The sequence below is a fragment of the Actinomadura craniellae genome (genome assembly GCF_003289645.1).
Classification (GTDB): domain Bacteria; phylum Actinomycetota; class Actinomycetes; order Streptosporangiales; family Streptosporangiaceae; genus Actinomadura_D; species Actinomadura_D craniellae.
In genome coordinates this window covers 95,184-118,904 of record NZ_QLYX01000010.1, presented here as the reverse complement: position 1 = coordinate 118,904, position 23,721 = coordinate 95,184, and the positions used below count along the sequence as shown (strand labels likewise).

The following is a 23,721-nucleotide window of genomic DNA, read 5'->3' as shown; positions in this document are numbered from 1 at the left end:
CCGGTGCCGGTCCAGCGCGCGGTGAACGCCGTTGCCGAGGCCGCCTCCGACGTGCTCCAGAGCATGGGGACGGCGGGCCGGAACGGGTGTCATGCGGCCGGTGCCGCGCTCGGCCGGATCCCGGTCGCCGGTCCGGCGCCGGCGTTCGTGCTGCGCTGGTGGGGCAGCGTGGTGTCCGCGGCCTGCGACCTCGTCGCGACGACCGTCAAGGCCGCGCTCGGCCTGGTGGCGGGTGCCGGCTGCGGAGCCGTCCGGCTGGCCGGCGGTGTCGTGACGCGCGACGCCCGGCTGCGCGCCGCAGGCCTGGCCGACCTGGTCGCGAGCGTCGCGGGCGGCGTGCTGCTCGTCCTCGGCAAGGCCCTGGCCCTGCTGCAGGCGATCTTGTTCCTGCAACTGCGCGAGCGGGCGCTGACCGACGTCGAACGCGACCTGCTGCGCAAGGTCTACGGCGACTCGATCGCGCCCTACACGGTGCGGGTGGTGCCGGGCCGCGCCGGCCTGTTCGGCCTCAGCGACCGGGCGTTCGTGCTCGGCGACACCATCTACCTCAAGGCCGTGGACTCGGCCCGCCGGCCCGAGGTGTTCGTGCACGAGTGCGCGCACGTCTGGCAGTACCGGCATCTGGGCGCCCGCTACGCGGTGGAGGCACTCTGGGCGCAGTGGGCGCTGCCGGACGCCTACGACTGGGCGGCCGAGCTCACCCGCGGCCGCACCCGCTGGACGGAGTTCAACCGGGAGGCCCAGGCGGAGCTCCTGGCGGACCTGTGGCACCTGGCGGGCGACGCCTTCGCCACGGCCGACGCCGGATTCACCTGGGACGGGATCGACCGCACCGCCCTGGCCCGCGAGTGCGTGGCGCACGTCAGGTCCGCGCGCGCCCGTGGGCTCTCGGCGCGGCGGCGCCCGGTCGCCGGCGGGCGGGTGGCCGGCGACACGCCGCCCGGGTGAGAGCGGCCGGTGGTGATCCCCGACAATGGGCCCATGAGCATCGAACCCGATGAGGAGCGTCCGGTCGACCTGGCCGACGACGAGTTCGAGATCCTGCCCGACCAGACGGGCGACGACACCGACACCGGCTGGGGCGAGTGGCGCTCGACCGAGTCCGACGACGCCCACCTCCTCGAGGAGCGCCCCCCGCACTGGTGAGGGCGTTACGGGTCCAGGGCGGTGAGCGCGTCGCGCAGCCGGACCGCCGTCGGGTAGCGCGTCGCGGGGTCGGGGTCCAGAGCCCGCCGCAGGACGTCCATCAGCGCGTCGGACACCCCGGGGACTCTCGGCAGAGGCGCGCCCTGCTGCCGGATCAGGTGGGCGATCAACGCCTCGGGGCGTAGCTGCCGGTCGGGCGAGTGCGGGGCTCGGCCGGCCAGCAACGCGTACAGGGTCGCGCCCAGGGAGTAGACGTCGCTGGCCGGACTCGGGTCGGCGCCCTTGAACATCTCCGGTGCCGCGTAGGCGGGCGTCATCGACAACGTCACGGAGTGATCCTGACCGGGGTCGGCGAGCACCGCGATGCCGAAGTCGGCCAGGGCCACCAGGCCGAACCGGCTCAGCAGCAGGTTGGCCGGTTTGATGTCGCGATGCAGCACGCCCAGTTCGTGCGCGGCGGCCACGGCGTCGGCGATCTGGACGCCGAACCGCCGCACGGTGCCGGGCGGCAACGGCCCGTCCCGGTGGAGCCGGTCGGCGAGCGAGCCGCCCGGGCACAGCTCCATGACGAGGAAGGGCCGCCCGTCGTCGAGCGTGCCGCGGTCGTGGACGGCCACCACCCCGGGATGCCCGGAGAGCCGGACGGCCGCGTCGACCTCGCGCCGGAACCGGCGCAGGTCGCGCTCGCCGAGCCGGCGGTCGAGCACCTTGACGGCCACGTCGCGGTCCAGCGAAATCTGGCGAGCCCGGTAGACGGTGGCGAAACCGCCCTCGCCCAGCATCTCCTGGACCTGGTAACCCGGCAGTGAGAAGTCGGCGTGCCGGAGGGCGTCGTCCCGCGTCGCCGCCGTGAACTCCTCCGTTCCGGGGAGGGGCAGGGTGGGCGGCGGCGCGACGCCGAGGGCCGGAAGCAACTCGGCGGCGCCCGGCCGCCGGGCCGGGTCCCGGTCCAGGCACCGGCGGATCAGGGGGCCGACGGGGCCGGGCACCCTGGGCAGGGCCGGGGCCGGCCCGGAGACCCGCCGCAGGGTCTCCTCCACCGTGTCGGCCTCGAAGGGGTTCCACCCCGTGGCGGCGAAGAGGACGGTCAGTGCCCAGCCGAAGACGTCGCTCGCCGGGCCGGCCGGTTCTCCGGCGAGCACTTCGGGCGACAGGTAGGTGGGCGTTCCGATGAACGTTCCCGGCGTGGTGATGTCGGCGTCGTCGCGGTCCAGTGCCCGGGCGATGTAAAAGCCGGTGAGCTTGGGGCCATCGGCCGTGTACAGGACGTTCTTCGGCTTGACATCGCGGTGGACCACACCGGCCCGGTGGATGTCGGCGAGTGCGGTCGCCGTCCCGGCCGCCAGCCGTGCCAGCGGCTCCGGCGCCAGCGGCCCGTCCTGTTCGACGACCTCGTTCAGGAACCTGCCCTCCAGGTGCTCCAGCACGACGTGCGGCGGGTCGCCGTGGGGGGCGGTTTCCAGGACGCCGACCGTGTGGGCCGAGCGGACGCGGCTCATCGCGAGGATCGCCCGGCCGAACCGCTGCCGGTTCGCCGGGTCGGCGGCCGTGTGCGGGCGGAGGGCCTCGACGGCGACCTGGCGCCCCTCGGGGGAGCGGGCCAGGTAGGTGATGGACAGCCCGTCCGAGCGCAGTTCGCCGAGGATGTGGTGCCGCCCGATGATGGGCGGGGCGGCCGGCTGCGCGGAGGTGTCCGCCCACGGTGCCTCCCGGTCGTCGACCACGCTCGCGTTCGCCGCGGCGCCCGCGAGCCGGGGGACGATGACCAGCGGGGGTCGCCGGTCCCGGTCGATGACGTCGGCCACCACGCAGGTGATGTTGTCGGGGCCGCCACCGCGGTTGGCCAGGTCGATCAGCGACCTGGTCGCCTGCTCGGGCTCGGTGTAGTCGCTGAGCACCTGGAAGATGGCATCGGCGGTGGCCATGTCGGACAGGCCGTCCGAACACAGCAGGTAGCGGTCGCCGAGCTTGGCTTTGCGGAGCGACAGGTCCGGTTCGGTGTCTCCCCACCCGTCCAGCGCGCGTAGTAGCAGCGAGCGCTGCGGGTGCGAGGCCGCCTCGTCCTGGGTGATCCGCCCCTCGTCGACCAGCGATTGCACCAGGGTGTGGTCGTGGGTGATCTGGAACAGATTGCCGTCGCGCAGCAGGTACGCCCGGGAGTTGCCGATGTGCACCAGCGCGACCTGGTTGCCCGCCCACAGCATCGCGGTGAGCGTCGTCCCCATCCCCTGCAGGGCCGGGTCGGACTCCACGATGTGGTGCAGCTTCTCGTTGGCGGACTTGACCGCCTGTTCGAGGGTTTCCAGCAGCCGGTGGCTCTCCGGTGGTCGCGTGTCCAGGCCGGCCAGTTCCCCGACGACCAGCGCGCTGGCGGTCGCACCGCCGGAGTGCCCGCCCAGGCCGCCGGCGACGGCCAGCAGGTGCGGGCCGGCGTACGCCGAGTCCTCGTTGCCCTCCTTGAGGAGGCCGACGTCGGAGCGGGCGGCGTAGCTGAGCCCGATCCTGGTCAACTCTTCGTCACCCGACCCCCGGCCGACACCCCGCGGACAGGTTCAAGTTATCGGAAAAGGTCCCCGTGGGGCGGTCAGGTGGGTACCAGGATGCCCAGGACGAAGCCGAGGGGGATGACCACGGCGAGGGCCACCATCATGCGCCAGCGGTAGCGGGGGATGCGCCGGGGGGCGGCGGGCTTGGCGGACGGGGCGCCGTTGCGGAGCAGCCGGACGAGTTGCGGTGCGGTGGGGCGGGCGGCGGGGTTCTTGTCCAGGCAGCGCAGCGCGGCCTCGCGCAGCGGGCCGTCGAGGTCACCGAGGTCCGGCGGGCGGGAGACGATCCGGCGCATCACCGCGGCGTTCGGGCCGGTGCCGAAGGGCGGCCGGCCGGTGGCGGCGAAGACCAGGGTGGCGCCCCAGGCGAACACGTCGGCGGGCGGGCCGACGGGTTCGTCCTCGATCTGCTCGGGGGCCATGTAGGCGGGGGTGCCGACCGGCGAGGTCGTCAGCGGCGTGTCGGAGTCCGGTGCCTGCGCGATGCCAAAGTCGATCACTTTGGCGCCGTCCGGGCCGAGGAGCACGTTGCCGGGCTTGAAGTCACGGTGGACGATTCCGGCCCGGTGGATCGTGGCCAGCGCCCCGGCCGTGCGCAGCGCCACCTTGCGCAGCCGTGCCCCCGCCAGGGGGCCGTGCTCGGTGACCTGCCGCTGGAGCGAGGGGCCCTCGACGAACTCGCTGACGATGTAGGGGCGGTCGCCGGCGACGTCGGCGGCGAGCACCCGGGCGGTGTGCGGGCCGGTGACCTGGCGGGCGGCGGCGGCCTCCTTCACGAACCGGGCACGGGCGCGCTGCCCGGCCGCCCGCCCGCCGCGCAGCACCTTCACGCTCACCGGGTTTCCGTCGCCGTCACGGCCCAGGTAGACCACCCCCTGGCCGCCCTCGCCGAGCCGCCGCAGCAGGGTGTAGCCGCCCAGCCGGCGCGGGTCGTCGGGACCGAGCGCGTCCCGGCCGGCCGCGGCTCGCGAGGATGCGCGGGACGAAGAAGACGAAGAAGACGAGGAAGGCGACGCCTTCCCGGCCTTCCCGCCCTTCCCGCGCGGGGCACCACTGTCCGGCACTGGACACTCCGACTGGGCCGAAAGGGGGACGGGGGTCTCAGCCGCGGCGGGCGGTCGCCGCCACGGTCAGCTCGGTGAGCGCCTCCCGGGGCTCACCGGAGATCGGGGCGGCGGCGAGCGTGGCGCGCGCCGCGTCGGCGTACTGCTCGATCATCTTCTCGCACTCGGTCAGCGCGCCGGTGTCAGTGATGATCGTGCGTAGCGCGGTGACGCCCTCGGCGTCGAGTTCCCGGTCGCCCAGCCGGTCGTCGATCACCGCGGTCTGGGCGGGGGTGGCGTGCTCCAGAGCCAGCGCCACCAGCACCGTGCGCTTGCCCTCCCGCAGGTCGTCGCCGGCGGGCTTGCCGGTCTCGGCCGGGTCGCCGAACACCCCGAGGACGTCGTCGCGCAACTGGAAGGCGATGCCCAGGGGCAGCCCGTACGCGCCCAGCACGTCGATGAACGCCTGGTCGGCTCCGGCCATCGCCGCACCCAGGTGCAGCGGGCGCTGGATGGTGTACTTGGCGCTCTTGTACTCGACCACGCGCAGCGCCGACTCGACCGTGTTGCGGCCGCGCGCCTGCTCCAGTAGGTCCAGGTACTGGCCGCACATCACCTCGGTGCGCATCAGGTCGTAGACTCCGCGGCCGCGTTGCAACGTCGCGTCGTCCAGCCCGCTGTTCTCGTACTGCAGCCCCGACCAGGCCAGGCACAGGTCGCCGAGCAGGATCGCGGCGCCCGCGCCGAACGACTCGGCGACGCCGGGCCAGCCCTCGGCCCGGTGCATCATCTCGAAGCGCCGGTGCACGGCCGGCTGCCCGCGCCGGGTGTCGCTGGCGTCCATGACGTCGTCGTGGATGAGCGCGCTCGCCTGGAGCAGTTCCAGCGAGGCCGCCGCGGACATGATCGCCGGGCCGTCCGGGCCGCCCGCGGCGCGCCAGCCCCAGTAGCAGAAGGCCGGGCGCAGCCGCTTGCCGCCGGCGAGGAGCGCGTCCAGTGCGGTCATCATCGGGGCCAGGTCGTCGGTGATGGCCAGCAGCCCCGGCCGCTGCTCGTCGATCCACGAGAACAGCGCCTCGTCGATCTCTTTACGCACGCGACCGGTGAACTCTGTGGTGGACATGGGGCTGAGGGTATCGAGCAACTGGCGAAGGGAGGGCATATTCGTCCGGTTTTGGGACCCCCAAGGACCAGAGGCTGTCGAGGCCGTGTCGCTAGGCTGAGGGAATGCGCTCCGTACAGCCCGCCCGCACCCCCACGATCCGCGAGCTGCTCGCCACCGGGGAGAAATCGTTCTCGTTCGAGTTCTTCCCGCCCAAGACCGAGAAGGGCCTGCACACCCTCTGGGACACCATCCGCAGGCTGGAGGCGTTGCGGCCGACCTTCGTGTCGGTGACGTACGGGGCGGGCGGGGGGACTCGCGACAAGACGGTCGACATCGTCGAGCGGATCGCGACCGACACCACCCTCACCCCGGTGGCGCACTTCACCGCGGTCAACCACTCGACCGCCGAGCTGCGGCATCTGATCGGGCGGTTCGCCGGGGTGGGCGTGCGTAACATCCTGGCGCTGCGCGGCGACCCGCCGGGCGACCCGATGGGCGAGTGGATCCGGCACCCAGAGGGGGTCGAGTACGCCGCCGAGCTGGTGCACATGATCAGGTCGTACGGCGACTTCAGTGTCGGGGTCGCGGCCTTCCCCTACAAGCACCCGCGCTCGCCCGACATCGAGAGCGACACCCGCCACTTCGTGGCCAAGTGCCGGGCCGGCGCCGACTACGCGATCACGCAGATGTTCTTCCGCGCCGACGACTACTTCCGGCTGCGCGACCGGGTCGCGGCACACGGCTGCGACATCCCGATCATCCCGGGCATTATGCCCGTCACCAAGATCAGCACCATCGAGCGCTCCGAGCAGCTGTCGGGCGCTCCGTTCCCGCCCGACCTGGCGGCTCAGTTCGAGGCGGTGGCCGACGACCCCGACGCGGTGCGCCGGATGGGCATCGAGCACGCCGCCGAGCTGTGCCGGGAACTGCTGGACGCCGGGGCGCCCGGCATCCACTTCATCACCTTCAACCAGTCGACGGCGACCCGCGAGGTCTACGAGCTGCTCGGCGTCGACGGCGCGGCGGCCAGTGGCAGCGTCGCGCCCATGACGGCGTAGGGCGGGCCGCCGCCCGGGAAGCGGAACCCGGCGAGCAGGTCCACCATGCCCACCGAGCGGTAGAGCCGGCGGGCGACCGACCCGGGCCGGTCCAGCGTCGACAGCACCACCGTGCGTTCGGTGCGGCCCTCGCACAGCGCGGTGAGCAGTGCCCGGCCCAGCCCCCGGCCCTGGTGGTCGGGGTGGACGTGCAGCTCGGCGACCTCGAAGCAGTCGGCCATCCACGTGTCGGCGTGCTCGGGGCCGCCGACCTCGGCCAGCGCCCAGCGGACCACGTCGTGCCACCACTGCCCGGGGGAGCCGTGGAACCCGTACCCGAAGCCGTGCACCGCGCGCCGCCGCTCGGCCACGAGGGCGCGGAACCCCGGGTACTCGGTGTGCCGCGCGATGACCGCGTACCGGCCGGGCAGCTGCTCGGCCGGGGGACGCATCGCGGCGGCGTACACGTCGTAGACGACCGGCTCCAGCCGGCGCCGGAAGCCCCGGGCGTCGACCTCGCGCAGCTTCGGCTCCCTCATCGGGCAGAGCCTAGGGTCTCGGCCGTCACCCGGCGATACCGACGACCCGGTCGGTGGCCGAGAGCGCGGTGTAGATGTCCCACAGGATGCGGTCAGCCGCCGAGCGCAGCCGGCGCCGGCCGTCCTCGAGCTGGTCGCCCCACTGCCGGGCCTCCGGCCCCAGCCACGCGTCGGTGCCGTTCAGCGTCTTCACCGGGGAGTCGAGGGCCCGGCGAAGCTCGTCGATGCTGCCGTAGGCGCTCTGGTAGGCCTGGTAAAGCTGCCGGTAGGCCGGGTTGGGGGACTGCCCGGGCGGCAGCGTGGCGGCCGCGGCGCCGTCGAACGGGAGCGGAACGCTGCTGGGGGGTGGCGGAAGCGCGCCCATCACACTCCTGTCATCCGGCGGCGGGACGCTCGGCGCCCACCCGCGGGGTCGTGGCCTCTCCGGTGGCCCGGACCAGCGCCGCCTGCGTCCGGTCGCCGAGGTCGGCCCGGGCGAGCAGGGCCAGGGCCTCGGTGCGCAGGCCGTCGCGTTCGGCCTGGGCGAGGAACGTGCGCAGCCACTTCTCGTCCAGCGGGGCGTGCCGGCCCACCGTGCCGAACGACTCGCGCAGCGCGGCCGTCCGCTCGGGGTGGCCCTGCGCGGTGCGCAGCAGGCCCGCGGCGCCGGCCGGGCCGAGCCGGTCGAACAGGGCCTCGGTGTAGTCGGGGTCGTCGGCGTGCGCGGTGAGGCGCTTCCAGACCGGGTCGGGGACGGGTTTCCGGTCGGCGAGCGCGCGGTCGGCGGCCAGCGCGTCCGCCCGGCCCGCCCGCAGCGCGCTCGGCCGGTCGGGGAAGTCGCCCAGGTCGCCCGCGCCACGGGGGGTGACATGGGGCTGCCGGGGTGCCTGCCGCGGGGGTGGCGGCGCGCTCACCCCGCCGCCGGGCGGAGCGGCACCGGTGCGGGGCGTCTCCTTCCGCCGCGGGGGTGGTACGGGCGCGGTGACCCCGCCGCCGGGCGGGGTGGCGCCGGTGCGGGGTGTGCCCGTGCGCCGTGGTGGCGGTGCGGGCGCGGTGACCCCGCCGCCTGCGTCGGGGTGGGTGACCGCGTAGTTGTGCCGCCGGGTCAGCATGCCGAGCTGCTCGGTCGCCCACCGCTCGATGTCGGCGGCCTGCCGGTAGCCGGTGGCGGCCACCCCGGGCGGCGGCGGATGCCCGGCCAGCCAGCCCTTGACCGCCGAGCTCGCGGCCTGCATCTGTTTGATCAGGTGGGCCAGCGCGGCCGGGTCGATGCCGCGGAAGTTCGGGTCGCGCGCACCCGGACCGGTGCGCATGCCGCCGTTGTGTCCGCCCATCGGCGCTCCGGTGATCGCGTTTGCGGTCGTTGCGGGAGGTCCCCGGCTTTCAGGTGTATCACGCTCCGTCGGGCGCTGTCTGCAAGGTCGCGCCGACGTCCGCCGCGGTGCCGCCGGTGATGCTCAGCAACTCGGCGTAGGAGGTGGGGAAGACGGTCAGCGGGTGCCCGCCGGCGGCCCAGACGATCTCGTGCCGCTCCAGCCACACGTCCACCAGCGTGCGGACGGGGGCCGGGTGCCCGACCGGCGCGACGCCCCCGATTGGCTGGCCGGTCGCCGCCCGGACGAACTCGGGGGTGGCCCGCCGCAGCTTCGACACCCCGGCCAGCGCCGCCGTCTTGGCGGTGTCGACCCGGTGCGCGCCGCTGGTGAGCACCAGCAGCGGGGCGCCGTCCGCGTCGAAGATCAGGCTGTTGGCGATGGCGCCGACGGGGCAGCCGAGCTGCTCGGCGGCGGCCTGGGCGGTGGGGGCGGGCTCGGGCAGTTCGATGATCTCTCCGGTCGCGCCGCGCTCGGCGAGGGCGGCGGCGACGCGTGCGACGTTGGGATGCATGGTCCGCACTCTAGGGGTGCCGAACCCGCGGGCCGGTTTGAAACATCCAACGAACACGTCAGGATGGTGACAGCGATAGGGGGCGACATATGAGTATGCGTTCGGGTTCGGCCGGAATTGTGGTGATCGGTGGGATCATGGTGCTCGCCGGCTGTTCCGGGGGGTCGTCACAGGCCCGCGCCGACGGCGTTGGTGCGACGCGATCCGCTCCGGCCACGCCGACGACGGCGACGCCCGCCCCCACGTCTCCCACCCCCACCCCGACGCCGCTCGTCCGGCGGACCCTCAAACCCGGAGCGCGGAACGCCGACGTGCGGGCGCTGCAGCAGCGGCTGAAAGAGCTCAAGTACGACCCGGGCAAGATCGACGGCAAGTACGGCCCGACGCTGCAGCGCGCCGTGTGGGCCTTCCAGAAGGTGAACAGCCTCAAGGTGAGCGGGACGGTCGACAAGCGGTTCTGGGCCGCGCTGGACGCCCCGAAGGCGCCACGGCCCGTCAGCGCCAAGCGGGAACGGACCCGGGTCGACGTGGATCTGCGCCGCCAGTACCTGGTCGTCTACCAGGCCGGCCAGGTGGCGCTGATCTCGACCATCTCGTCTGGCAACGGCGAGTACTACTGCGCCCGTGACTTCGGTGCCACCAAGCCGCGCTGCCGGTACGCCGGTACCCCGACGGGCGACTTCCGGACGGGCCGGCGGGCGAGCGGCTGGGAGACCTCGCCGCTCGGGCAGCTTTACAACCCGATCTACTTCAACGGGGGCATCGCCTTCCACGGCTCCCTGACGGTGCCGTCCTATCCGGACTCGCACGGCTGCGTCCGGCTGCCGATGCATGTCGCGGAGGTCTTCCCGCGGCTCGTGGGCACCAACGTCCCCGTGCACGTCCGTCGCCCCTCCTGACCCTCCTGGGACGTTTTGTCAGACCCTTCTGTTCTCCTTGAGGGGTGCTGCTGACCTGGCGTGATCACGTGGGGCTGCGGTGCATGTTCGAACGTATTGACGAATCCGGGGTGTCCGGGTTTACTGGAGATGCGTCGAACTCATGTTCGAGGTGGTACGGGACTCGCGGACCGTGCCGGGCATGGCCCGCCCGGGCAGCGCAACCGGGTGGGGCGTGACGGCCGGGCGGGGTGTGGGGAAGCGCTCCGCCCGGCCGGCTCCCGTCGGCTCGCGTTCCGAGGCGGAGCCCGCCGTGCCAGTGGGGCACTGGGCGCCGCCGCCCCGGAAGGAGATACGCCATGTCCGGATCGACGACCGCGCGACGCAACGCTCAGCCCGATCCCGTGCCGGGTCCGCGCCGGGTGCCGTCTCCCCGCACCGGTCACACGGCGATCGGGCAACTGCACGCCGCCCGGATGGGCCTGGCCGAGGCCGCCGAGGCGACCTCTCCGGCCGCCCGTTACGTCGAGGCGCACCTGGCGGCGCTGCGCGCGGCCGCGGCGGTCCTCACCTGCCGTGAACCGGTCGACACCCGTCGCCGCGGCCGGCCCCGGAGCGTGTGGGTGCTACTGCCCGAGGCCGAACCGGCACTGCGTGAGTGGGCCGCCTTCTTCGCCGCCGGCGCCGACAAGCGGGCCGCGGCCGAGGCTGGTCTGCCGCGCGCGGTCAGCGCACGCGAGGCCGACGAACTGCTGCACGACGCCGAGATCTTCGTGACCCTGGTCGAGGACACCCTCGGTGTGCCCGGCCAGCCCACGCTGCCCATCCGCGACATCCGGGCCAGCTGACCGATCCGTTCCGCCGGGTCTCGCCGACCCGGCGTCGCACCGGGCCTTCGCCACGTGCTCTTCCCCTCCGGCACGGCGGTAGCCCGGCCGCCGGAGCCGTCCGTCCCTCCCGGGTGCGGCTCCGGCCAGACGAGCACGCCCGCCCGTCCAGGCGACGGACGGGCGCGCTCGCGCCCGTCGCGCCGGTGGCCGCCCACCCCCTGGGGCGGGCCACCGGCGCGGCCGGCGACCGCCGGCCGCGGACCTTCGCCCGGCGGCCAGGAGATCCCGGAGATCCCGGAGATGACGAGAGCCGGTTCCGGGCGGTGGCGGCGCACATCGTGTGTGCCGCCACCGCCCGGAACCGGCCCATGTCACGATCCCAGGGGTGCCCGCCCGCGCGGCCGGCTGACCGGCCGCGCGGACGGGTCAGAACGCCTCTACGGCGCGCCTCGCCTCGGGGTCGAGCACGCCCCACCCGATGAGCTCTTCGGTCAGCTCGGTCGGGGACTTGTCATAGATGACGGCCAGGGACCGGAGGTCCTCCTGCCGGATGGACAGAACCTTTCCGTTGTAGTCGCCCCGCTGGCTCTGGATCGTCGCGGCGTAACGGGCGAGGGGACCGGCCTTGTCCTTCGGAAGCTGTTGCAGGCGCTCGAGATCGATGACGAGTTTCGGCGTCGGCCCGAGCGGACTCGGCGCGGCGCCGCCGGGCAGCAACTCGGAGACCGGCACGCCGTAGAAATCGGCGAGCTCGGCCAGCTTCTGAACGGTGACGGCGCGGTCGCCCCGCTCGTACGAACCCACGACGACGGCCTTCCAGCGGCCACGTGACTTCTCTTCCACGCCGTGCAGGGACAGACCCTGCTGGGTGCGGATGGCGCGAAGCCTCGCGCCGAGAGCCTTTGCGTATTCAGACGGCATCTTTGCGGCCCCCCAGGCTCACTTTCGTCGTCGTTGTCAGGTGTCGGGAAACAGAGCGGGGGAGTGTTCCACGACTCCCCTTTCCCCGGGGCGCGTGCACCGCGGTGGTGCACGCTCAGTGGCCAGGGGGCCGGTCTGCCCAGGGATTCCGTCTCCAGGGATGGTTACGGACAGTGACGGTAAAACGGGGACGGCTTAAGGTCAAGCCGATTGGAAAAAAGGGGTCGAATCGGGAGGGAGACGATGCGCTCTCCGAAGAGTTCCGAAGGGCGCGCAGGCCCGATGGGGCGGGCACCGCGCGGCTCCGCGGCCGGCCCGCCGCCCCGGACCGAATGTGACCCCTCTCACCAGCGAAGACGCGGCCCCACCTGGTGCTGAGCGGGGCGGGCGGGCTGCTAACGTGAACCCGACAAGACGTCCTTTAAGTCCGTCCCGTGAGGCGGGGAAGGAGGTTTCCGAGGTGAACGCTGCCTCCAAACAGGCGGAGCCGGCCGAGGAACCCGCGGAGTGTGATCTGCGACACGTCGCCGGTTCTCCCGGCAAGGCGGTCCTCGAAGCGGCCGACATCCGCCGTGCGCTGACCCGCATCGCGCACGAGATCCTCGAACGCACCAAGGGCGGCGACGACGTCGTCCTGCTGGGCATCCAGACCCGCGGGGTGACCCTGGCCCGCCGGCTGGCCGACCGCATCGCCGACGTCGAAGGCCGGCCCGTCCCGTGCGGCTCCCTCGACGTCACCATGTACCGCGACGACCTGCGGATGAAGCCCGCCCGCGCGCTCGGCCGCACCGAACTTCCCGGCGAGGGCGTCGACGACCGCATCGTGGTGCTGGTCGACGACGTGCTGTTCTCCGGCCGGACGGTCCGCGCCGCCCTGGACGCGCTGAACGACCTGGGCCGGCCGCGCGCCGTCCAGCTTGCGATCCTCGTCGACCGCGGCCACCGCGAGCTGCCCATCCGCGCCGACTACGTGGGCAAGAACCTGCCCACCTCCATGCGCGAGACCGTCCGCGTGCTGCTGGCCGAGAACGACGGGCGCGACGCGGTCCTGCTCGGGCCGAAGGACAGTCTCCAGGGGGCACAGTGAAACGCCATCTCATCTCCGCGGCGGACCTGACCAGGGACGACGCGCTGCTCGTGCTCGACACCGCCGAGGAGCTCGCCCAGGTCGCCGACCGCTCGATCAAGAAGCTGCCGACCCTGCGCGGCCGTACCGTCGTCAACCTGTTCTTCGAGGACTCGACCCGGACCCGGATTTCCTTCGAGGCCGCCGCCAAGCGGCTGTCGGCCGACGTCATCAACTTCTCGGCCAAGGGCTCCAGCGTCTCCAAGGGGGAGAGCCTGAAGGACACCGCGCTGACCCTGGAGGCGATGGGCGCCGACGGGGTGGTCATCCGGCACAACGCCTCCGGCGCCCCGCACCGGCTGGCGGGTTGGGTCCGGGGCAGCGTCGTCAACGCCGGCGACGGCACCCACGAGCACCCCACGCAGGCGCTGCTCGACGCGTTCACGATGCGGCGCCGGCTCGGCGACCTCTCCGGCCGGAAGGTCACCATCGTCGGCGACGTCCTGCACAGCCGGGTGGCCCGCTCCAACGTGCTGCTGCTGGCCACCCTGGGTGCCGAGGTCACGGTGGTGGCCCCGCCCACGCTGCTGCCGGTGGCGATGGGCGACTGGCCGTGCGAGGTGTCCTACGACCTGGACGCGGTGCTCCCCAAGAGCGACGCGATCATGATGTTGCGGGTGCAGCAGGAGCGGATGAACGCCGCCTACTTCCCGACCGTGCGCGAGTACAGCCGCCGGTACGGGCTGGACGCACCCCGGATGGCGCAGCTGCCCGAGCACGCCATCGTGATGCATCCGGGTCCGATGAACCGGGGGGTGGAGATCGCCGCCGAGGTGGCCGACTCACCCCGGTCGACCATCGTCGAACAGGTCGCCAACGGCGTCAGCGTCCGGATGGCCGTGCTCTACCTGCTGCTGGGCGGGTCGGAGTCGGCGATCGGGACACCGGGGGCGGGCGAGTGAGCGGAGCGAACGAAGTGAACATCGTGATCAAGGGCGCGCGGATCCTCGGCGGGGACGCGACCGACCTCCTGCTGCGGGACGGCATGGTCGCCGAGGTCGGCGCCGGGCTGTCCGCACCGGGCGCGGAGGTCGTCGACGCCGCCGGCCTGATCGCCCTGCCCGGCCTGGTCGACCTGCACACCCACCTGCGCGAGCCGGGCCGCGAGGATGCCGAGACGGTCGAGTCCGGCACCCGCGCCGCCGCGCGGGGCGGCTACACCGCCGTGCACGCCATGGCCAACACCGAGCCGGTGGCCGACACCGCCGGGGTGGTCGAGCAGGTCTGGCGGCTGGGCCGCGAGGCCGGCCACTGCGACGTGCACCCGGTCGGCGCGGTCACCCGCGGGATCGAGGGGCGGCAGCTGGCCGAGCTGGGCGCGATGGCCGACTCGGCGGCCCGGGTCCGGGTGTTCTCCGACGACGGGCACTGCGTGTCCGACGCGGTGATCATGCGCCGGGCGCTGGAGTACGTGAAGGCGTTCGACGGCGTCGTCGCCCAGCATGCCCAGGAGCCCCGGCTCACCGAGGGCGCCCAGATGAACGAGGGCGTGATGTCGGCCCGGCTGGGGCTGCGCGGCTGGCCCGCGGTGGCCGAGGAGGCGATCATCGCCCGCGATTGCCTGCTCGCCGCGCACGTCGGTTCCCGGCTGCACGTCTGCCACGTCTCCACGGCCGGCTCGGTGGAGATCATCCGCTGGGCGAAGAGCAAGGGCTGGCAGGTCACCGCCGAGGTGACCCCGCACCACCTGCTGCTCGACGACCGCCGGGCCGAGGGTTACGACCCGATCTACAAGGTCAACCCGCCGCTGCGTACCGCCGAGGACGTCGCCGCGCTGCGCGCTGGCCTCGCCGACGGCACCATCGACTGCGTCGCCACCGACCACGCGCCGCACCCGGTGGAGGCCAAGGAGACCGAGTGGGCGCAGGCCGCGATGGGCATGATCGGCCTGGAGACGGCGCTGCCGGTGGTCCAGGAGGCGATGGTCGACACCGGCCTGCTCGACTGGGCCGGCGTGGCCGACCGGATGGCCGTCCGTCCCGCCAGGATCGGCCGGCTGACCGGCCAGGGGCTGCCGCTGGCCGTGGGTTCCCCGGCCAACGTCACCCTCTATGATCCGTCGGTCCGGTTTTCGGTGGACCCGGCCGGGTTCGCGTCCAAGAGCCGCAACACCCCCTATGTGGGGCTGGAACTGCCCGGCCGCGTGGTGGCGACGTTCCTGCGCGGCCGCACCACCGTCCTGGACGGGAAGCTCGTATGAGCATGCAGCGGAAGGAAGCGATGGACCCGACGCACCCGACGAACGAGGCCATGCTCGTCCTGGAGGACGGCCGGACCTTCCACGGCACCGGGTTCGGCGCCGCGGGCGAGACCTTCGGGGAGATGGTCTTCAACACCGGCATGACCGGTTACCAGGAGACCCTGACCGACCCCTCCTACCACCGCCAGATCGTGGCGATGACGGCCCCGCACATCGGCAACACCGGGGTCAACGACGAGGACCCCGAGTCGGGGCGCATCCAGGTCGCCGGCTACGTGGTGCGCGAGCCTGCCCGGATCGCGTCGAACTGGCGGTCCCGCCGCTCGCTGGGCGACGAGCTCGCCGCGGCCGGGGTGGTCGGCATCGCGATGCCCGGCACCCGCGCGCTGACCCGGCACCTGCGTGATCGGGGCGCCATGCGGGCCGGGATCTCCACCACCGAGACGGACCCGGCGGCGCTGCTGGAGCGGGTGCTGGCCAGCCCGTCCATGGTCGGCGCGGACCTGGCCCGCGAGGTCGGCACCACCGAGCCGTACGTCGTGCCCGCGATCGGCGCGCGGCGGTTCACCGTCGCCGCCGTGGACCTGGGGATCAAGGCGATGACGCCGCACCGGATGGCCGAGCGCGGCTGCGAGGTGCACGTCCTGCCGCCCACCAGCACGGCCGAGGAGATCCTGGCGCTGCGCCCCGACGGGGTGTTCTTCAGCAACGGCCCGGGCGACCCGGCCGCCGCCGACTACGCGGTGGCGGCGCTGCGCGGGGTGCTCGACGCCGGTGTCCCGTTCTTCGGGATCTGCTTCGGCAACCAGATCTTCGGCCGGGCTCTGGGCCTGGGCACCTACAAGCTGCGGTTCGGCCACCGGGGCATCAACCAGCCGGTGCAGGACCGGGCGACGGGACGCGTGGACGTGTCCGCGCACAACCACGGGTTCGCCGTCGAGGCCCCCGTGGACCGCGCCTTCGACACCCCCTACGGGCGGGCCGAGGTCACCCACGTCAACCTCAACGACGGGTGCGTCGAGGGCCTGCGGCTGATCGACCGGCCCGCGTTCAGCGTCCAGTACCACCCGGAGGCGGCGGCCGGCCCGCACGACGCCACCGGCCTGTTCGACCGTTTCTGCGAGCTGATGGACCGGAAGGAGCAGGGCTGATGTCCCCCCGCGCGGATCTGAGGTCGGTCCTGGTCATCGGCTCCGGGCCGATCGTCATTGGCCAGGCGTGCGAGTTCGACTACTCGGGCACCCAGGCGTGCCGGGTCCTCAAGGCCGAGGGGCTGCGGGTGACGCTGGTCAACAGCAACCCCGCGACGATCATGACGGACCCGGAGTTCGCCGACGCCACGTACGTCGAGCCGATCACCCCCGAGGTTGTCGAGAAGATCATCGCCAAGGAGCGCCCGGACGCCCTGCTGCCCACCCTGGGCGGCCAGACGGCGCTGAACACCGCCGTCGCCCTGCACGAGGCCGGGGTGCTGGAGCGGTACGGCGTCGAGCTGATCGGCGCCGACATCGACGCCATCCAGGCCGGGGAGAACCGCGAGCGGTTCAAGGAGATCGTCGCCCGGGTCGCCGACAAGTACGGCCTGAACGCCGAGTCGGCGCGCAGCGTGATCTGCCACACCATGGACGAGTGCCTGGCCGCCGCGGCCGACCTCGGCTACCCCATGGTGGTGCGCCCCTCGTTCACCATGGGCGGGGCCGGCTCCGGCATGGCCTACGACGAGGCCGGCCTGCGGCGCATCGCCGGGGCCGGCCTGGACGCCTCCCCGACCAGCGAGGTCCTGCTGGAGGAGTCGATCCTCGGCTGGAAGGAGTACGAGCTCGAGGTCATGCGCGACAAGCATGACAACGTAGTGATCGTCTGCTCCATCGAGAACCTCGACCCGATGGGCGTGCACACCGGCGACTCGATCACCGTGGCGCCGGCCATGACGCTCACCGACCGCGAGTACCAGAACATGCGGGACGTGGCCATCGCGGTGATCCGCGAGGTCGGGGTCGACACCGGCGGCTGCAACATCCAGTTCGCCGTCCACCCCGGCACCGGGCGCATGATCGTCATCGAGATGAACCCGCGGGTGTCGCGCTCGTCCGCGCTGGCCTCCAAGGCCACCGGCTTCCCGATCGCCAAGATCGCGGCCCGGCTGGCGATCGGCTACACCCTGGACGAGATCCCCAACGACATCACCAAGGAGACCCCCGCCTCCTTCGAGCCCACCCTCGACTACGTCGTGGTGAAGGTGCCGCGGTTCGCGTTCGAGAAGTTCCCGGCCGCCGACCGGACCCTCACCACGCACATGAAGTCGGTGGGCGAGGCCATGGCGATCGGCCGGTCCTTCCCCGAGGCGCTGCAGAAGGCGCTGCGCTCGCTGGAGCAGCAGGGCTCCTCGTTCTCCTGGGCGGGGGAGCCGGGCGACCCGGCGGAACTGCTGGCCCGCGCCGCCCTGCCGCACGAGGGCCGGCTGCGGGACGTCCAGCGGGCGCTGTGGGCCGGCGCCACCGTCGAGGAGACGCACGCGGCCACCGGGATCGACCCGTGGTTCCTGGACCAGATCGCGGCGATCAACGAGGTGGCCGACCGGGTCAGGTCGGCCGAGGACGCGCTGACCCGCGGGAACCTGCTCGCCGCCAAGCGGTACGGCTTCTCCGACGCGCAGCTCGGCGAGCTGCGCAGCCTCTCCGAGGAGGTCGTCCGGGAGTTGCGGTACGCGCTCGGCGTCCGCCCGGTCTACCAGACCGTGGACACCTGCGCCGCGGAGTTCGCGGCGCGGACGCCGTACCTGTACTCCAGCTACGACGAGGAGACCGAGGTCCCGCCCGGCGACCGGCCCAAGGTGATCATCCTGGGCAGCGGGCCCAACCGGATCGGCCAGGGGGTGGAGTTCGACTATTCCTGCGTGCACGCCTCGTTCACGCTGGCCGAGGCGGGCTACGAGACGGTGATGGTCAACTGCAACCCCGAGACCGTCTCCACCGACTACGACACCTCCGGCCGGCTCTACTTCGAGCCGCTGACGCTGGAGGACGTCCTGGAGGTGGTGCACGCCGAGCAGCGGTCCGGGACCGTCGCCGGGGTGATCGTCCAGCTCGGCGGGCAGACCCCGCTGGGGCTGGCGCAGCGGCTCAAGGACGCTGGGGTGCCGATCGTGGGCACCTCGCCGGAGAGCATCCACCTCGCCGAGGAGCGCGGCGCGTTCGGCCGGGTGCTGGCCCGCGCCGGGCTGCCCGCGCCCAAGCACGGCACCGCCTCCTCGGCGGCCGAGGCCCGCGAGATCGCCGCCGAGATCGGCTACCCGGTGCTGGTCCGCCCCTCCTACGTGCTGGGCGGCCGGGGCATGGAGATCGTCTACGACGACGAGACGCTGTCGGCGTACATGGAGAAGGCCACCGCGGCGAGCCCGGAGCACCCGGTGCTGGTCGACCGGTTCCTCGACGAGTCGATCGAGATCGACGTCGACGCGCTCTACGACGGCGAGGAACTGTTCCTCGGCGGCGTGATGGAGCACATCGAGGAGGCCGGCATCCACTCCGGCGACTCGGCCTGCGCGCTGCCGCCGATCACGCTGGGCCATGACGACGTCAAGCGCATCCGCGAGTCGACCGAGGCGCTGGCCGCGGGGATCGGTGTGCGCGGCCTGATGAACGTTCAGTACGCACTGTCCTCGGGCGTCGTGTACGTGCTGGAGGCCAATCCGCGGGCGTCCCGGACGATCCCGTTCGTGTCCAAGGCGACCGCGGTGCCGCTGGCCAAGGCGGCGGCGCGCGTCATGCTGGGCGCCACCATCGCCGAACTGCGCGCCGAGGGGCTGCTGCCGGCCGAGGGCGACGGTGGCACGCTGCCGCTGGACGCGCCGATCGCGGTCAAGGAGGCGGTGCTGCCCTTCGACCGGTTCCGTACCCGCGAGGGGCAGGGCGTCGACACCGTCCTCGGCCCGGAGATGCGCTCCACCGGTGAGGTGATGGGCATCGACGAGGTGTTCGGCACCGCGTTCGCCAAGTCGCAGCAGGCGGCGTACGGCTCCCTGCCGACCAAGGGCCGGGCGTTCGTGTCGGTCGCCAACCGGGACAAACGGCACATGATCTTCCCGGTCAAGCGGCTGTCGGACCTGGGCTTCGAGATTCTGGCCACCGAAGGAACCGCCGAGGTGCTGCGCCGTAACGGGGTGCGCGCCAGGGTCGTGCGCAAGCACAGCGAGGGACCCGGATCCGGAGGCGAGCCGACCATCGTCCGGCGCGTCCTCGACGGCGAGGTGGATCTCATCGTCAATACTCCCTTCGGCAGCCCCGGTCAGTCGGGGCCGCGGCTCGACGGCTACGAGATCCGTACCGCGGCCGTGCTGCGCGGCGTTCCGTGCGTGACCACCGTCCAGGGGCTCGCCGCCGCCGTGCAGGGCATCGAGGCGATCGTCCGCGGCGACGTGGGCGTGCGGTCCCTGCAGGAGCACGCCGAACGGCTGCGGAACGCGCGCCAGGTGCCGCCGGGCTGAGAAAGGAAGAGATGCGGATGTCGGACGCGCCGGTGCAGACCTCGGCCACGGTCCTGACGGTCCGGCAGGTGCAGGACTACTACGCCATGACGCTGGTGGCCCCCGCGGTCGCCGAGCGGTTCCGGCCCGGTCAGTTCGTCGCGCTCGCCGTCGGCGGGGAGCACACGGCCCGGCTGATGCGCCGCTGCTTCGGCGTGTACGAGGTGAAGTCCGACTACGGCGGCACGGTGGAGTTCGTGTTCGCCGACCGTGACCCGGGCACCGCGTGGCTGGCCGGCCGCCGGTCCCGGGACTCGGTCGACCTCGTCGGCCCGCTGGGCCGGCCCTTCCGGCTGCCCCGCGACCCGGTGAGCTGCCTGCTGGTCGGCGGCGGCCCGGGCGCGGCCTCGCTGTTCGCGCTGGCCGACGTGCTGCGCCGGCGCGGCTGCCCGGTGCACTTCGTGCTGGGCGGCCCGGACGCGCGCCGGGTGTTCGGCGCGCGGTCCGCGCAGCGCATCGGCGACTCGGCGACCGTGGCCACCGCGGACGGCTCGCTGGGCACGGCGGGCACGGTCGCCGACGTGCTGCCCCGGGCCGTGGACGAGGCCGCCGCGGAGGTGGTCTACGCGTGTGGCCCGACCGCGCTGCTGCGCACGGTGACCGCGATCGCCACCGAGTACGGCATCCCCTCGCAGGTTTCGGTGGAGGAGTTCTTGCAGGAGACCGGGGCCTGCGGCACCGGGCTGTGCCTGACGTGCGTGCTGCCGATCGTCGGGGACGACGGGGTGACCCGGATGGTGCGGGCCTGCGCCGACGGCCCGGTGCTGCGCGGCGAGCGGGTGCGCTGGGGCGATCTGGGGACGATCCCGTTCGACGCCATCGGCGCCCCCGGTGCCCACGCCGCCGTCCGTTTCGGTGCGGAGGGCCCGCGATGACCGGACCGAGACACCGCTGCGAGACCGGCTGGGGCACACCATGAGCGTTGCGATGACCACCCGGCTGGGCGCCCTGGAACTGCCCAACCCGATCATGACCGCGGCCGGTTGCGGCGGTTCGGGCCGGGAACTGGCCCGGTTCGTGGACCTGTCCCGGCTGGGCGCGTTCGTCACCGCCTCGGTGACGCCGCAGCCGCGGGCGGGCCGGCCGACCCCGCGGGCGGCCGAGACCCCGAGCGGCATGCTGACCGCGGCGGGGCTGCCCGGCCCCGGCCTGGACGGCTTCCTGGAGCGGGACCTGCCCTGGCTGGCCGGGCAGGGCGCCCGCACCGTGGTGTCGATCGTCGGCAACGGGGTCGCCGAGTACACGGCGGTGGCGCGGCGGCTGAGCGAGGTCGCCGGGGTCGCGGCGGTCGAGGTGAACGTCTCGGCCCCCAACGCCGAGGACCGGGGGCGGACGTTCGGCTCGCACCCCGGTCCGGCCGCCGAGGTGGTGCGCGCCGTGCGGCGGCACACCCGGCCGGAGATCCCGGTGCTGGCCAAGCTGGCCCCCGACGTCACCGACATCGTGACGATTGCGCTGGCGTGCGCGGACGCGGGCGCCGACGGGCTGTCGCTGGTCAACACGATGGTCGGGATGGCGATCGACCCGGTCACCCTGCGCCCGGCGCTGACCGGGGTCTCCGGCGGCCTGTCGGGGCCGGCCATCCGCCCGGTGGCCGTCCGCTGCGTCTACCAGGTGCACGCCGCCCTGCCCCGCACCCCGATCGTCGGGATCGGGGGGGTCGCCACCGGGCTGGACGCGCTGGAGTTCGTCCTGGCGGGCGCGAGCGCGGTGGGCGTGGGCACGACGCTGTTCCACGACCCGTCGGCCGGGACGCGGATCCTGCGCGAGCTGGAGGACGCGCTGGCCGAGCGCGGGATCGGGCGGTTGGCGGACGCCGTCGGGCTGGCCCACAAACCGGCCGGCTTCTTTCCGCCGCAGATTCGTCCGGAACCCGTTCCGGACATCCCAGTCAACGATGCGGATGCATCCGATGCGTCCGAAGCCATACGGCGGGACGGTTCCGTTCGGGCCGGAAAGCCCCAGGCAGGGCCCGCAGAGCCCGCGGAGAGCGAGGAGATGTCACCGTGAAAGCCCCCGTCGCCGTCGCCCTGGACGCACCGGACCTGGACACCGCGGCCCGCTGGGCCGGCCTGGTCGCTCCGCACGTGAGCACCGTCAAGGTCGGGCTGGAGCTGTACCTGCGGTACGGCCCCGAGGCCGTCCACCGGGTGCGCGAGGCGGGCCCGGCACGGGTGTTCCTGGACCTCAAGCTGCATGACATCCCGGCGACCGTGGCCGGGGCCGCGCGGGCGGTCGCCGGGCTCCGCCCGGATCTCCTGACGGTGCACGCCGCGGGCGGGCCGGCGATGATCCAGGCGGCTCTGGAGGCCGCGCCCGAGACCTTGATCACGGCGGTAACGGTGCTCACCTCATTGGGGAAGGCCGATCTCGACGCTGTCGGCCTCTCAGGACCGCCCTCAGCGGCCGTACGACGGCTTGCGACGCTCGCGGTGGGGGCAGGGGCCCGGGCGCTGGTCTGCTCGCCGCAGGAGGCCGCTGCCGTCCGCGCGGAGGTGGGCCCCGAGATCACTCTCGTCACGCCCGGGGTGCGCCCGGCGGGCACCGCGACGCAGGACCAGGCCCGGGTGGCGACCCCCGAGCGGGCGCTGGCGGCCGGAGCCGACCTCTTGGTGATCGGCCGTCCGATCACTGGGGCGGCCGACCCGGGGGCCGCCGCGGCGGGCGTCGCGGCCGCCCTCGGAGCGGTCTCCGCGGGCGGGTGACGAGTGCCGCCGAGAGTGGCGGGAGAGGCGATTTTTCACGATCGCGCAAAAGCCCTGGCAGGCGAGTGAATGGGTGACGCGAGGCCGAGAATCATGTACAATCCGTATTCAGGTCACCTCAGAGTGTGATTTTCGTGATTTTATGGCGCACTAAACCGGGCTTCACGTTGCTTTATGGGGTCTGAACTCGCTAGTTTCCCGTCCCGTCCGACTCCGTCGAGTGGAAACACGAGGTAACCGGCGTGGCTCTTCCGCCCCTAACCCCCGAACAGCGCGCCGCAGCCCTGGAGAAGGCTGCCAAGGCCCGTAAGGAACGGGCCGAGGTCAAGAACCGGCTCAAGCACGGTGGCACCTCGCTCGCCGAGGTTCTCAAGGACGGGCAGGCCGACGACGTCATCGGCAAGATGAAGGTTTCGGCCCTCCTTGAGTCGCTGCCCGGCGTGGGCAAGGTCCGTGCGAAGCAGATCATGGAGCGCCTGGGCATCGCCGAGTCCCGCCGTGTGCGGGGCCTCGGCGCCAACCAGCGCGCCTCCCTGGAGCGTGAGTTCGGCGGCGGTGCAACCCGCTGACGAGCGACCCACGGGCGGGCGCGACGGTGCAGCCGTCGCGGCCGGTTCCGGCGTACCCTCGCCGGCCGGCACCACCTCGCCCCGCTCCGGTGCTTCTCCGGCACCGGGCGGCTCCAGCGCTGAGCTCTCTCCTCGGCGCCTCACGGTTCTGTCAGGGCCGTCAGGCGTCGGCAAGAGTACGGTCGTCGCCGAGATCCGACGAGCCCACCCGCAGGTGTGGCTGTCGGTCTCGGTGACCACCCGGCGGCCCCGGCCGGGCGAAACGCACGGGGTGCAGTACTTCTTCGTCGACGACGCCGGTTTCGACCGGCTCGTCGCCGAAGGGGAGTTGCTGGAATGGGCCGAGTTCGCCGGTAATCGCTACGGCACCCCCCGCCGGCCGGTCGAGGAAAGGCTCGCCGAGGGCGTTCCCGTGCTGCTCGAAATCGACCTACAAGGCGCCCGCCAGGTGCGCCGCAGCATGCCCCGGGCACAGCTGATCTTCCTGGCGCCGCCGTCATGGGAGGAACTGGTGCGCCGCCTCGTCGGGCGCGGCACCGAACCCCCCGAGGTGATCGAACGCCGGCTCGACGCGGCCCAGGTCGAACTGGCCGCCGAAAAGGAGTTCGACGTCACCCTGGTCAACACGTCCGTCCAGGACGTATGCCATGAGCTGGTAGCCTTGATGGCTGTTCAGTGACCCGAA

Annotated in this window: 23 protein-coding genes; 15 read left to right on the top strand and 8 right to left on the bottom strand. The window is 73.1% G+C overall.

Going from position 1 to position 23,721, the window contains the following annotated elements; all coding sequences use genetic code 11:
* Positions 1 to 3: 3 nt before the first annotated feature.
* On the top strand, positions 4 to 948 hold the full coding sequence (locus tag DPM19_RS21570) for a hypothetical protein (protein ID WP_111869780.1): 945 nt from the start codon (positions 4 to 6) through the stop codon (positions 946 to 948).
* 33 nt (positions 949 to 981) lie between these two features.
* Entirely contained in the window at positions 982 to 1,146 is a 165-nt protein-coding gene (locus tag DPM19_RS35850; protein WP_199485210.1) for a hypothetical protein, read from the top strand.
* A 5-nt stretch (positions 1,147 to 1,151) separates the two neighbouring features.
* Here the strand turns inward: DPM19_RS35850 and DPM19_RS35380 are convergent, their stop codons facing one another.
* The 3 genes from DPM19_RS35380 to DPM19_RS21550 all read right to left on the bottom strand — a co-directional run bounded on the left by DPM19_RS35380 (position 1,152) and on the right by DPM19_RS21550 (position 5,858).
* Positions 1,152 to 3,656, bottom strand: coding sequence for a bifunctional protein-serine/threonine kinase/phosphatase (locus tag DPM19_RS35380; protein WP_158566848.1), 2,505 nt, complete (start codon positions 3,654 to 3,656; stop codon positions 1,152 to 1,154).
* A gap of 74 nt (positions 3,657 to 3,730) precedes the next feature.
* On the bottom strand, positions 3,731 to 4,756 hold the full coding sequence (locus tag DPM19_RS21555; protein WP_111869779.1) for a serine/threonine-protein kinase: 1,026 nt from the start codon (positions 4,754 to 4,756) through the stop codon (positions 3,731 to 3,733).
* A 37-nt stretch (positions 4,757 to 4,793) separates the two neighbouring features.
* Positions 4,794 to 5,858, bottom strand: a complete 1,065-nt coding sequence (locus tag DPM19_RS21550) for a polyprenyl synthetase family protein (RefSeq protein WP_111869778.1) — start codon at positions 5,856 to 5,858, stop codon at positions 4,794 to 4,796.
* A 104-nt stretch (positions 5,859 to 5,962) separates the two neighbouring features.
* Here DPM19_RS21550 and metF point away from each other — a divergent pair, with 104 nt between their 5' ends.
* Positions 5,963 to 6,898, top strand: coding sequence for a methylenetetrahydrofolate reductase [NAD(P)H] (metF, locus tag DPM19_RS21545; protein ID WP_111869777.1), 936 nt, complete (start codon positions 5,963 to 5,965; stop codon positions 6,896 to 6,898).
* Here metF and DPM19_RS21540 read toward each other — a convergent pair.
* The 4 genes from DPM19_RS21540 to DPM19_RS21525 are packed head-to-tail and all read right to left on the bottom strand — an operon-like array spanning position 6,835 to position 9,282.
* Positions 6,835 to 7,416, bottom strand: coding sequence for a GNAT family N-acetyltransferase (locus DPM19_RS21540; RefSeq protein WP_111869776.1), 582 nt, complete (start codon positions 7,414 to 7,416; stop codon positions 6,835 to 6,837). The two genes, metF and DPM19_RS21540, sit on opposite strands and share 64 nt — an antisense overlap.
* A 25-nt stretch (positions 7,417 to 7,441) precedes the next feature.
* Entirely contained in the window at positions 7,442 to 7,780 is a 339-nt protein-coding gene (locus DPM19_RS21535) for a hypothetical protein (RefSeq protein WP_111869775.1), read from the bottom strand.
* Between the two features lie 10 nt (positions 7,781 to 7,790).
* The gene (locus DPM19_RS21530; RefSeq protein WP_111869774.1) at positions 7,791 to 8,729 is read right to left on the bottom strand and encodes a hypothetical protein; all 939 of its coding nucleotides are present in this window, start codon (positions 8,727 to 8,729) and stop codon (positions 7,791 to 7,793) included.
* Positions 8,730 to 8,787: 58 nt separating this feature from the next.
* Entirely contained in the window at positions 8,788 to 9,282 is a 495-nt protein-coding gene (locus DPM19_RS21525) for a YbaK/EbsC family protein (RefSeq protein ID WP_111869943.1), read from the bottom strand.
* Positions 9,283 to 9,371: 89 nt separating this feature from the next.
* Here DPM19_RS21525 and DPM19_RS21520 point away from each other — a divergent pair, with 89 nt between their 5' ends.
* Both DPM19_RS21520 and DPM19_RS21515 read left to right on the top strand, forming a co-directional pair.
* Positions 9,372 to 10,181 carry a L,D-transpeptidase family protein gene (locus DPM19_RS21520; protein ID WP_111869773.1) on the top strand — a complete coding sequence of 270 codons (810 nt, stop codon included), beginning with the start codon at positions 9,372 to 9,374 and terminating at the stop codon, positions 10,179 to 10,181.
* Positions 10,182 to 10,519: 338 nt separating this feature from the next.
* Positions 10,520 to 11,008, top strand: coding sequence for an SAV_6107 family HEPN domain-containing protein (locus tag DPM19_RS21515; protein WP_111869772.1), 489 nt, complete (start codon positions 10,520 to 10,522; stop codon positions 11,006 to 11,008).
* Between the two features lie 408 nt (positions 11,009 to 11,416).
* Here DPM19_RS21515 and bldD read toward each other — a convergent pair whose 3' ends face one another.
* The gene (gene bldD / locus DPM19_RS21510) at positions 11,417 to 11,911 is read right to left on the bottom strand and encodes a transcriptional regulator BldD (protein WP_103935631.1); all 495 of its coding nucleotides are present in this window, start codon (positions 11,909 to 11,911) and stop codon (positions 11,417 to 11,419) included.
* Between the two features lie 514 nt (positions 11,912 to 12,425).
* On the opposite strand from bldD, the gene pyrR reads away from it, so the two are divergent.
* The 10 genes from pyrR (at position 12,426) to gmk (ending at position 23,715) form a co-directional block, all read left to right on the top strand.
* Positions 12,426 to 12,998 carry a bifunctional pyr operon transcriptional regulator/uracil phosphoribosyltransferase PyrR gene (pyrR, locus tag DPM19_RS21505; RefSeq protein WP_111869942.1) on the top strand — a complete coding sequence of 191 codons (573 nt, stop codon included), beginning with the start codon at positions 12,426 to 12,428 and terminating at the stop codon, positions 12,996 to 12,998.
* Positions 12,995 to 13,939 carry an aspartate carbamoyltransferase catalytic subunit gene (locus tag DPM19_RS21500; protein ID WP_111869771.1) on the top strand — a complete coding sequence of 315 codons (945 nt, stop codon included), beginning with the start codon at positions 12,995 to 12,997 and terminating at the stop codon, positions 13,937 to 13,939. The genes pyrR and DPM19_RS21500 overlap by 4 nt, the downstream gene beginning before the upstream one ends.
* A 14-nt stretch (positions 13,940 to 13,953) precedes the next feature.
* On the top strand, positions 13,954 to 15,237 hold the full coding sequence (locus DPM19_RS21495; protein WP_111869770.1) for a dihydroorotase: 1,284 nt from the start codon (positions 13,954 to 13,956) through the stop codon (positions 15,235 to 15,237).
* The gene (carA, locus tag DPM19_RS21490; protein ID WP_111869769.1) at positions 15,234 to 16,388 is read left to right on the top strand and encodes a glutamine-hydrolyzing carbamoyl-phosphate synthase small subunit; all 1,155 of its coding nucleotides are present in this window, start codon (positions 15,234 to 15,236) and stop codon (positions 16,386 to 16,388) included. The genes DPM19_RS21495 and carA overlap by 4 nt, the downstream gene beginning before the upstream one ends.
* Positions 16,388 to 19,723: a carbamoyl-phosphate synthase large subunit gene (gene carB / locus DPM19_RS21485; RefSeq protein WP_111869768.1), complete on the top strand. Its 3,336-nt coding sequence runs from the start codon at positions 16,388 to 16,390 to the stop codon at positions 19,721 to 19,723. Before carA ends, carB begins: the two co-directional genes overlap by 1 nt.
* A gap of 17 nt (positions 19,724 to 19,740) precedes the next feature.
* Positions 19,741 to 20,637: a dihydroorotate dehydrogenase electron transfer subunit gene (locus DPM19_RS21480; protein ID WP_111869941.1), complete on the top strand. Its 897-nt coding sequence runs from the start codon at positions 19,741 to 19,743 to the stop codon at positions 20,635 to 20,637.
* A 40-nt stretch (positions 20,638 to 20,677) separates the two neighbouring features.
* On the top strand, positions 20,678 to 21,772 hold the full coding sequence (locus DPM19_RS21475; RefSeq protein ID WP_111869940.1) for a dihydroorotate dehydrogenase: 1,095 nt from the start codon (positions 20,678 to 20,680) through the stop codon (positions 21,770 to 21,772).
* Positions 21,769 to 22,467, top strand: a complete 699-nt coding sequence (gene pyrF / locus DPM19_RS21470; RefSeq protein ID WP_111869767.1) for an orotidine-5'-phosphate decarboxylase — start codon at positions 21,769 to 21,771, stop codon at positions 22,465 to 22,467. The genes DPM19_RS21475 and pyrF overlap by 4 nt, the downstream gene beginning before the upstream one ends.
* 242 nt (positions 22,468 to 22,709) lie before the next feature.
* Entirely contained in the window at positions 22,710 to 23,036 is a 327-nt protein-coding gene (gene mihF / locus DPM19_RS21465; RefSeq protein ID WP_111869766.1) for an integration host factor, actinobacterial type, read from the top strand.
* Entirely contained in the window at positions 23,023 to 23,715 is a 693-nt protein-coding gene (gmk, locus tag DPM19_RS21460; protein WP_111869765.1) for a guanylate kinase, read from the top strand. Before mihF ends, gmk begins: the two co-directional genes overlap by 14 nt.
* The last annotated feature ends 6 nt before the right edge of the window (positions 23,716 to 23,721 follow it).

Bases quoted from the DNA above. Each gene is read 5' to 3' on its own strand.
- DPM19_RS35850 (WP_199485210.1), top strand. From the start codon at position 982: ATGAGCATCGAACCCGATGAGGAGCGTCCGGTCGACCTGGCCGACGAC.
- DPM19_RS21550 (WP_111869778.1), bottom strand. From the start codon at position 5,858: ATGTCCACCACAGAGTTCACCGGTCGCGTGCGTAAAGAGATCGACGAG.
- metF (WP_111869777.1), top strand. From the start codon at position 5,963: ATGCGCTCCGTACAGCCCGCCCGCACCCCCACGATCCGCGAGCTGCTC.
- DPM19_RS21540 (WP_111869776.1), bottom strand. From the start codon at position 7,416: ATGAGGGAGCCGAAGCTGCGCGAGGTCGACGCCCGGGGCTTCCGGCGC.
- DPM19_RS21535 (WP_111869775.1), bottom strand. From the start codon at position 7,780: ATGGGCGCGCTTCCGCCACCCCCCAGCAGCGTTCCGCTCCCGTTCGAC.
- DPM19_RS21530 (WP_111869774.1), bottom strand. From the start codon at position 8,729: ATGGGCGGACACAACGGCGGCATGCGCACCGGTCCGGGTGCGCGCGAC.
- DPM19_RS21525 (WP_111869943.1), bottom strand. From the start codon at position 9,282: ATGCATCCCAACGTCGCACGCGTCGCCGCCGCCCTCGCCGAGCGCGGC.
- DPM19_RS21520 (WP_111869773.1), top strand. From the start codon at position 9,372: ATGAGTATGCGTTCGGGTTCGGCCGGAATTGTGGTGATCGGTGGGATC.
- DPM19_RS21515 (WP_111869772.1), top strand. From the start codon at position 10,520: ATGTCCGGATCGACGACCGCGCGACGCAACGCTCAGCCCGATCCCGTG.
- bldD (WP_103935631.1), bottom strand. From the start codon at position 11,911: ATGCCGTCTGAATACGCAAAGGCTCTCGGCGCGAGGCTTCGCGCCATC.
- carA (WP_111869769.1), top strand. From the start codon at position 15,234: ATGAGCATGCAGCGGAAGGAAGCGATGGACCCGACGCACCCGACGAAC.
- carB (WP_111869768.1), top strand. From the start codon at position 16,388: ATGTCCCCCCGCGCGGATCTGAGGTCGGTCCTGGTCATCGGCTCCGGG.
- DPM19_RS21480 (WP_111869941.1), top strand. From the start codon at position 19,741: ATGTCGGACGCGCCGGTGCAGACCTCGGCCACGGTCCTGACGGTCCGG.
- DPM19_RS21475 (WP_111869940.1), top strand. From the start codon at position 20,678: ATGAGCGTTGCGATGACCACCCGGCTGGGCGCCCTGGAACTGCCCAAC.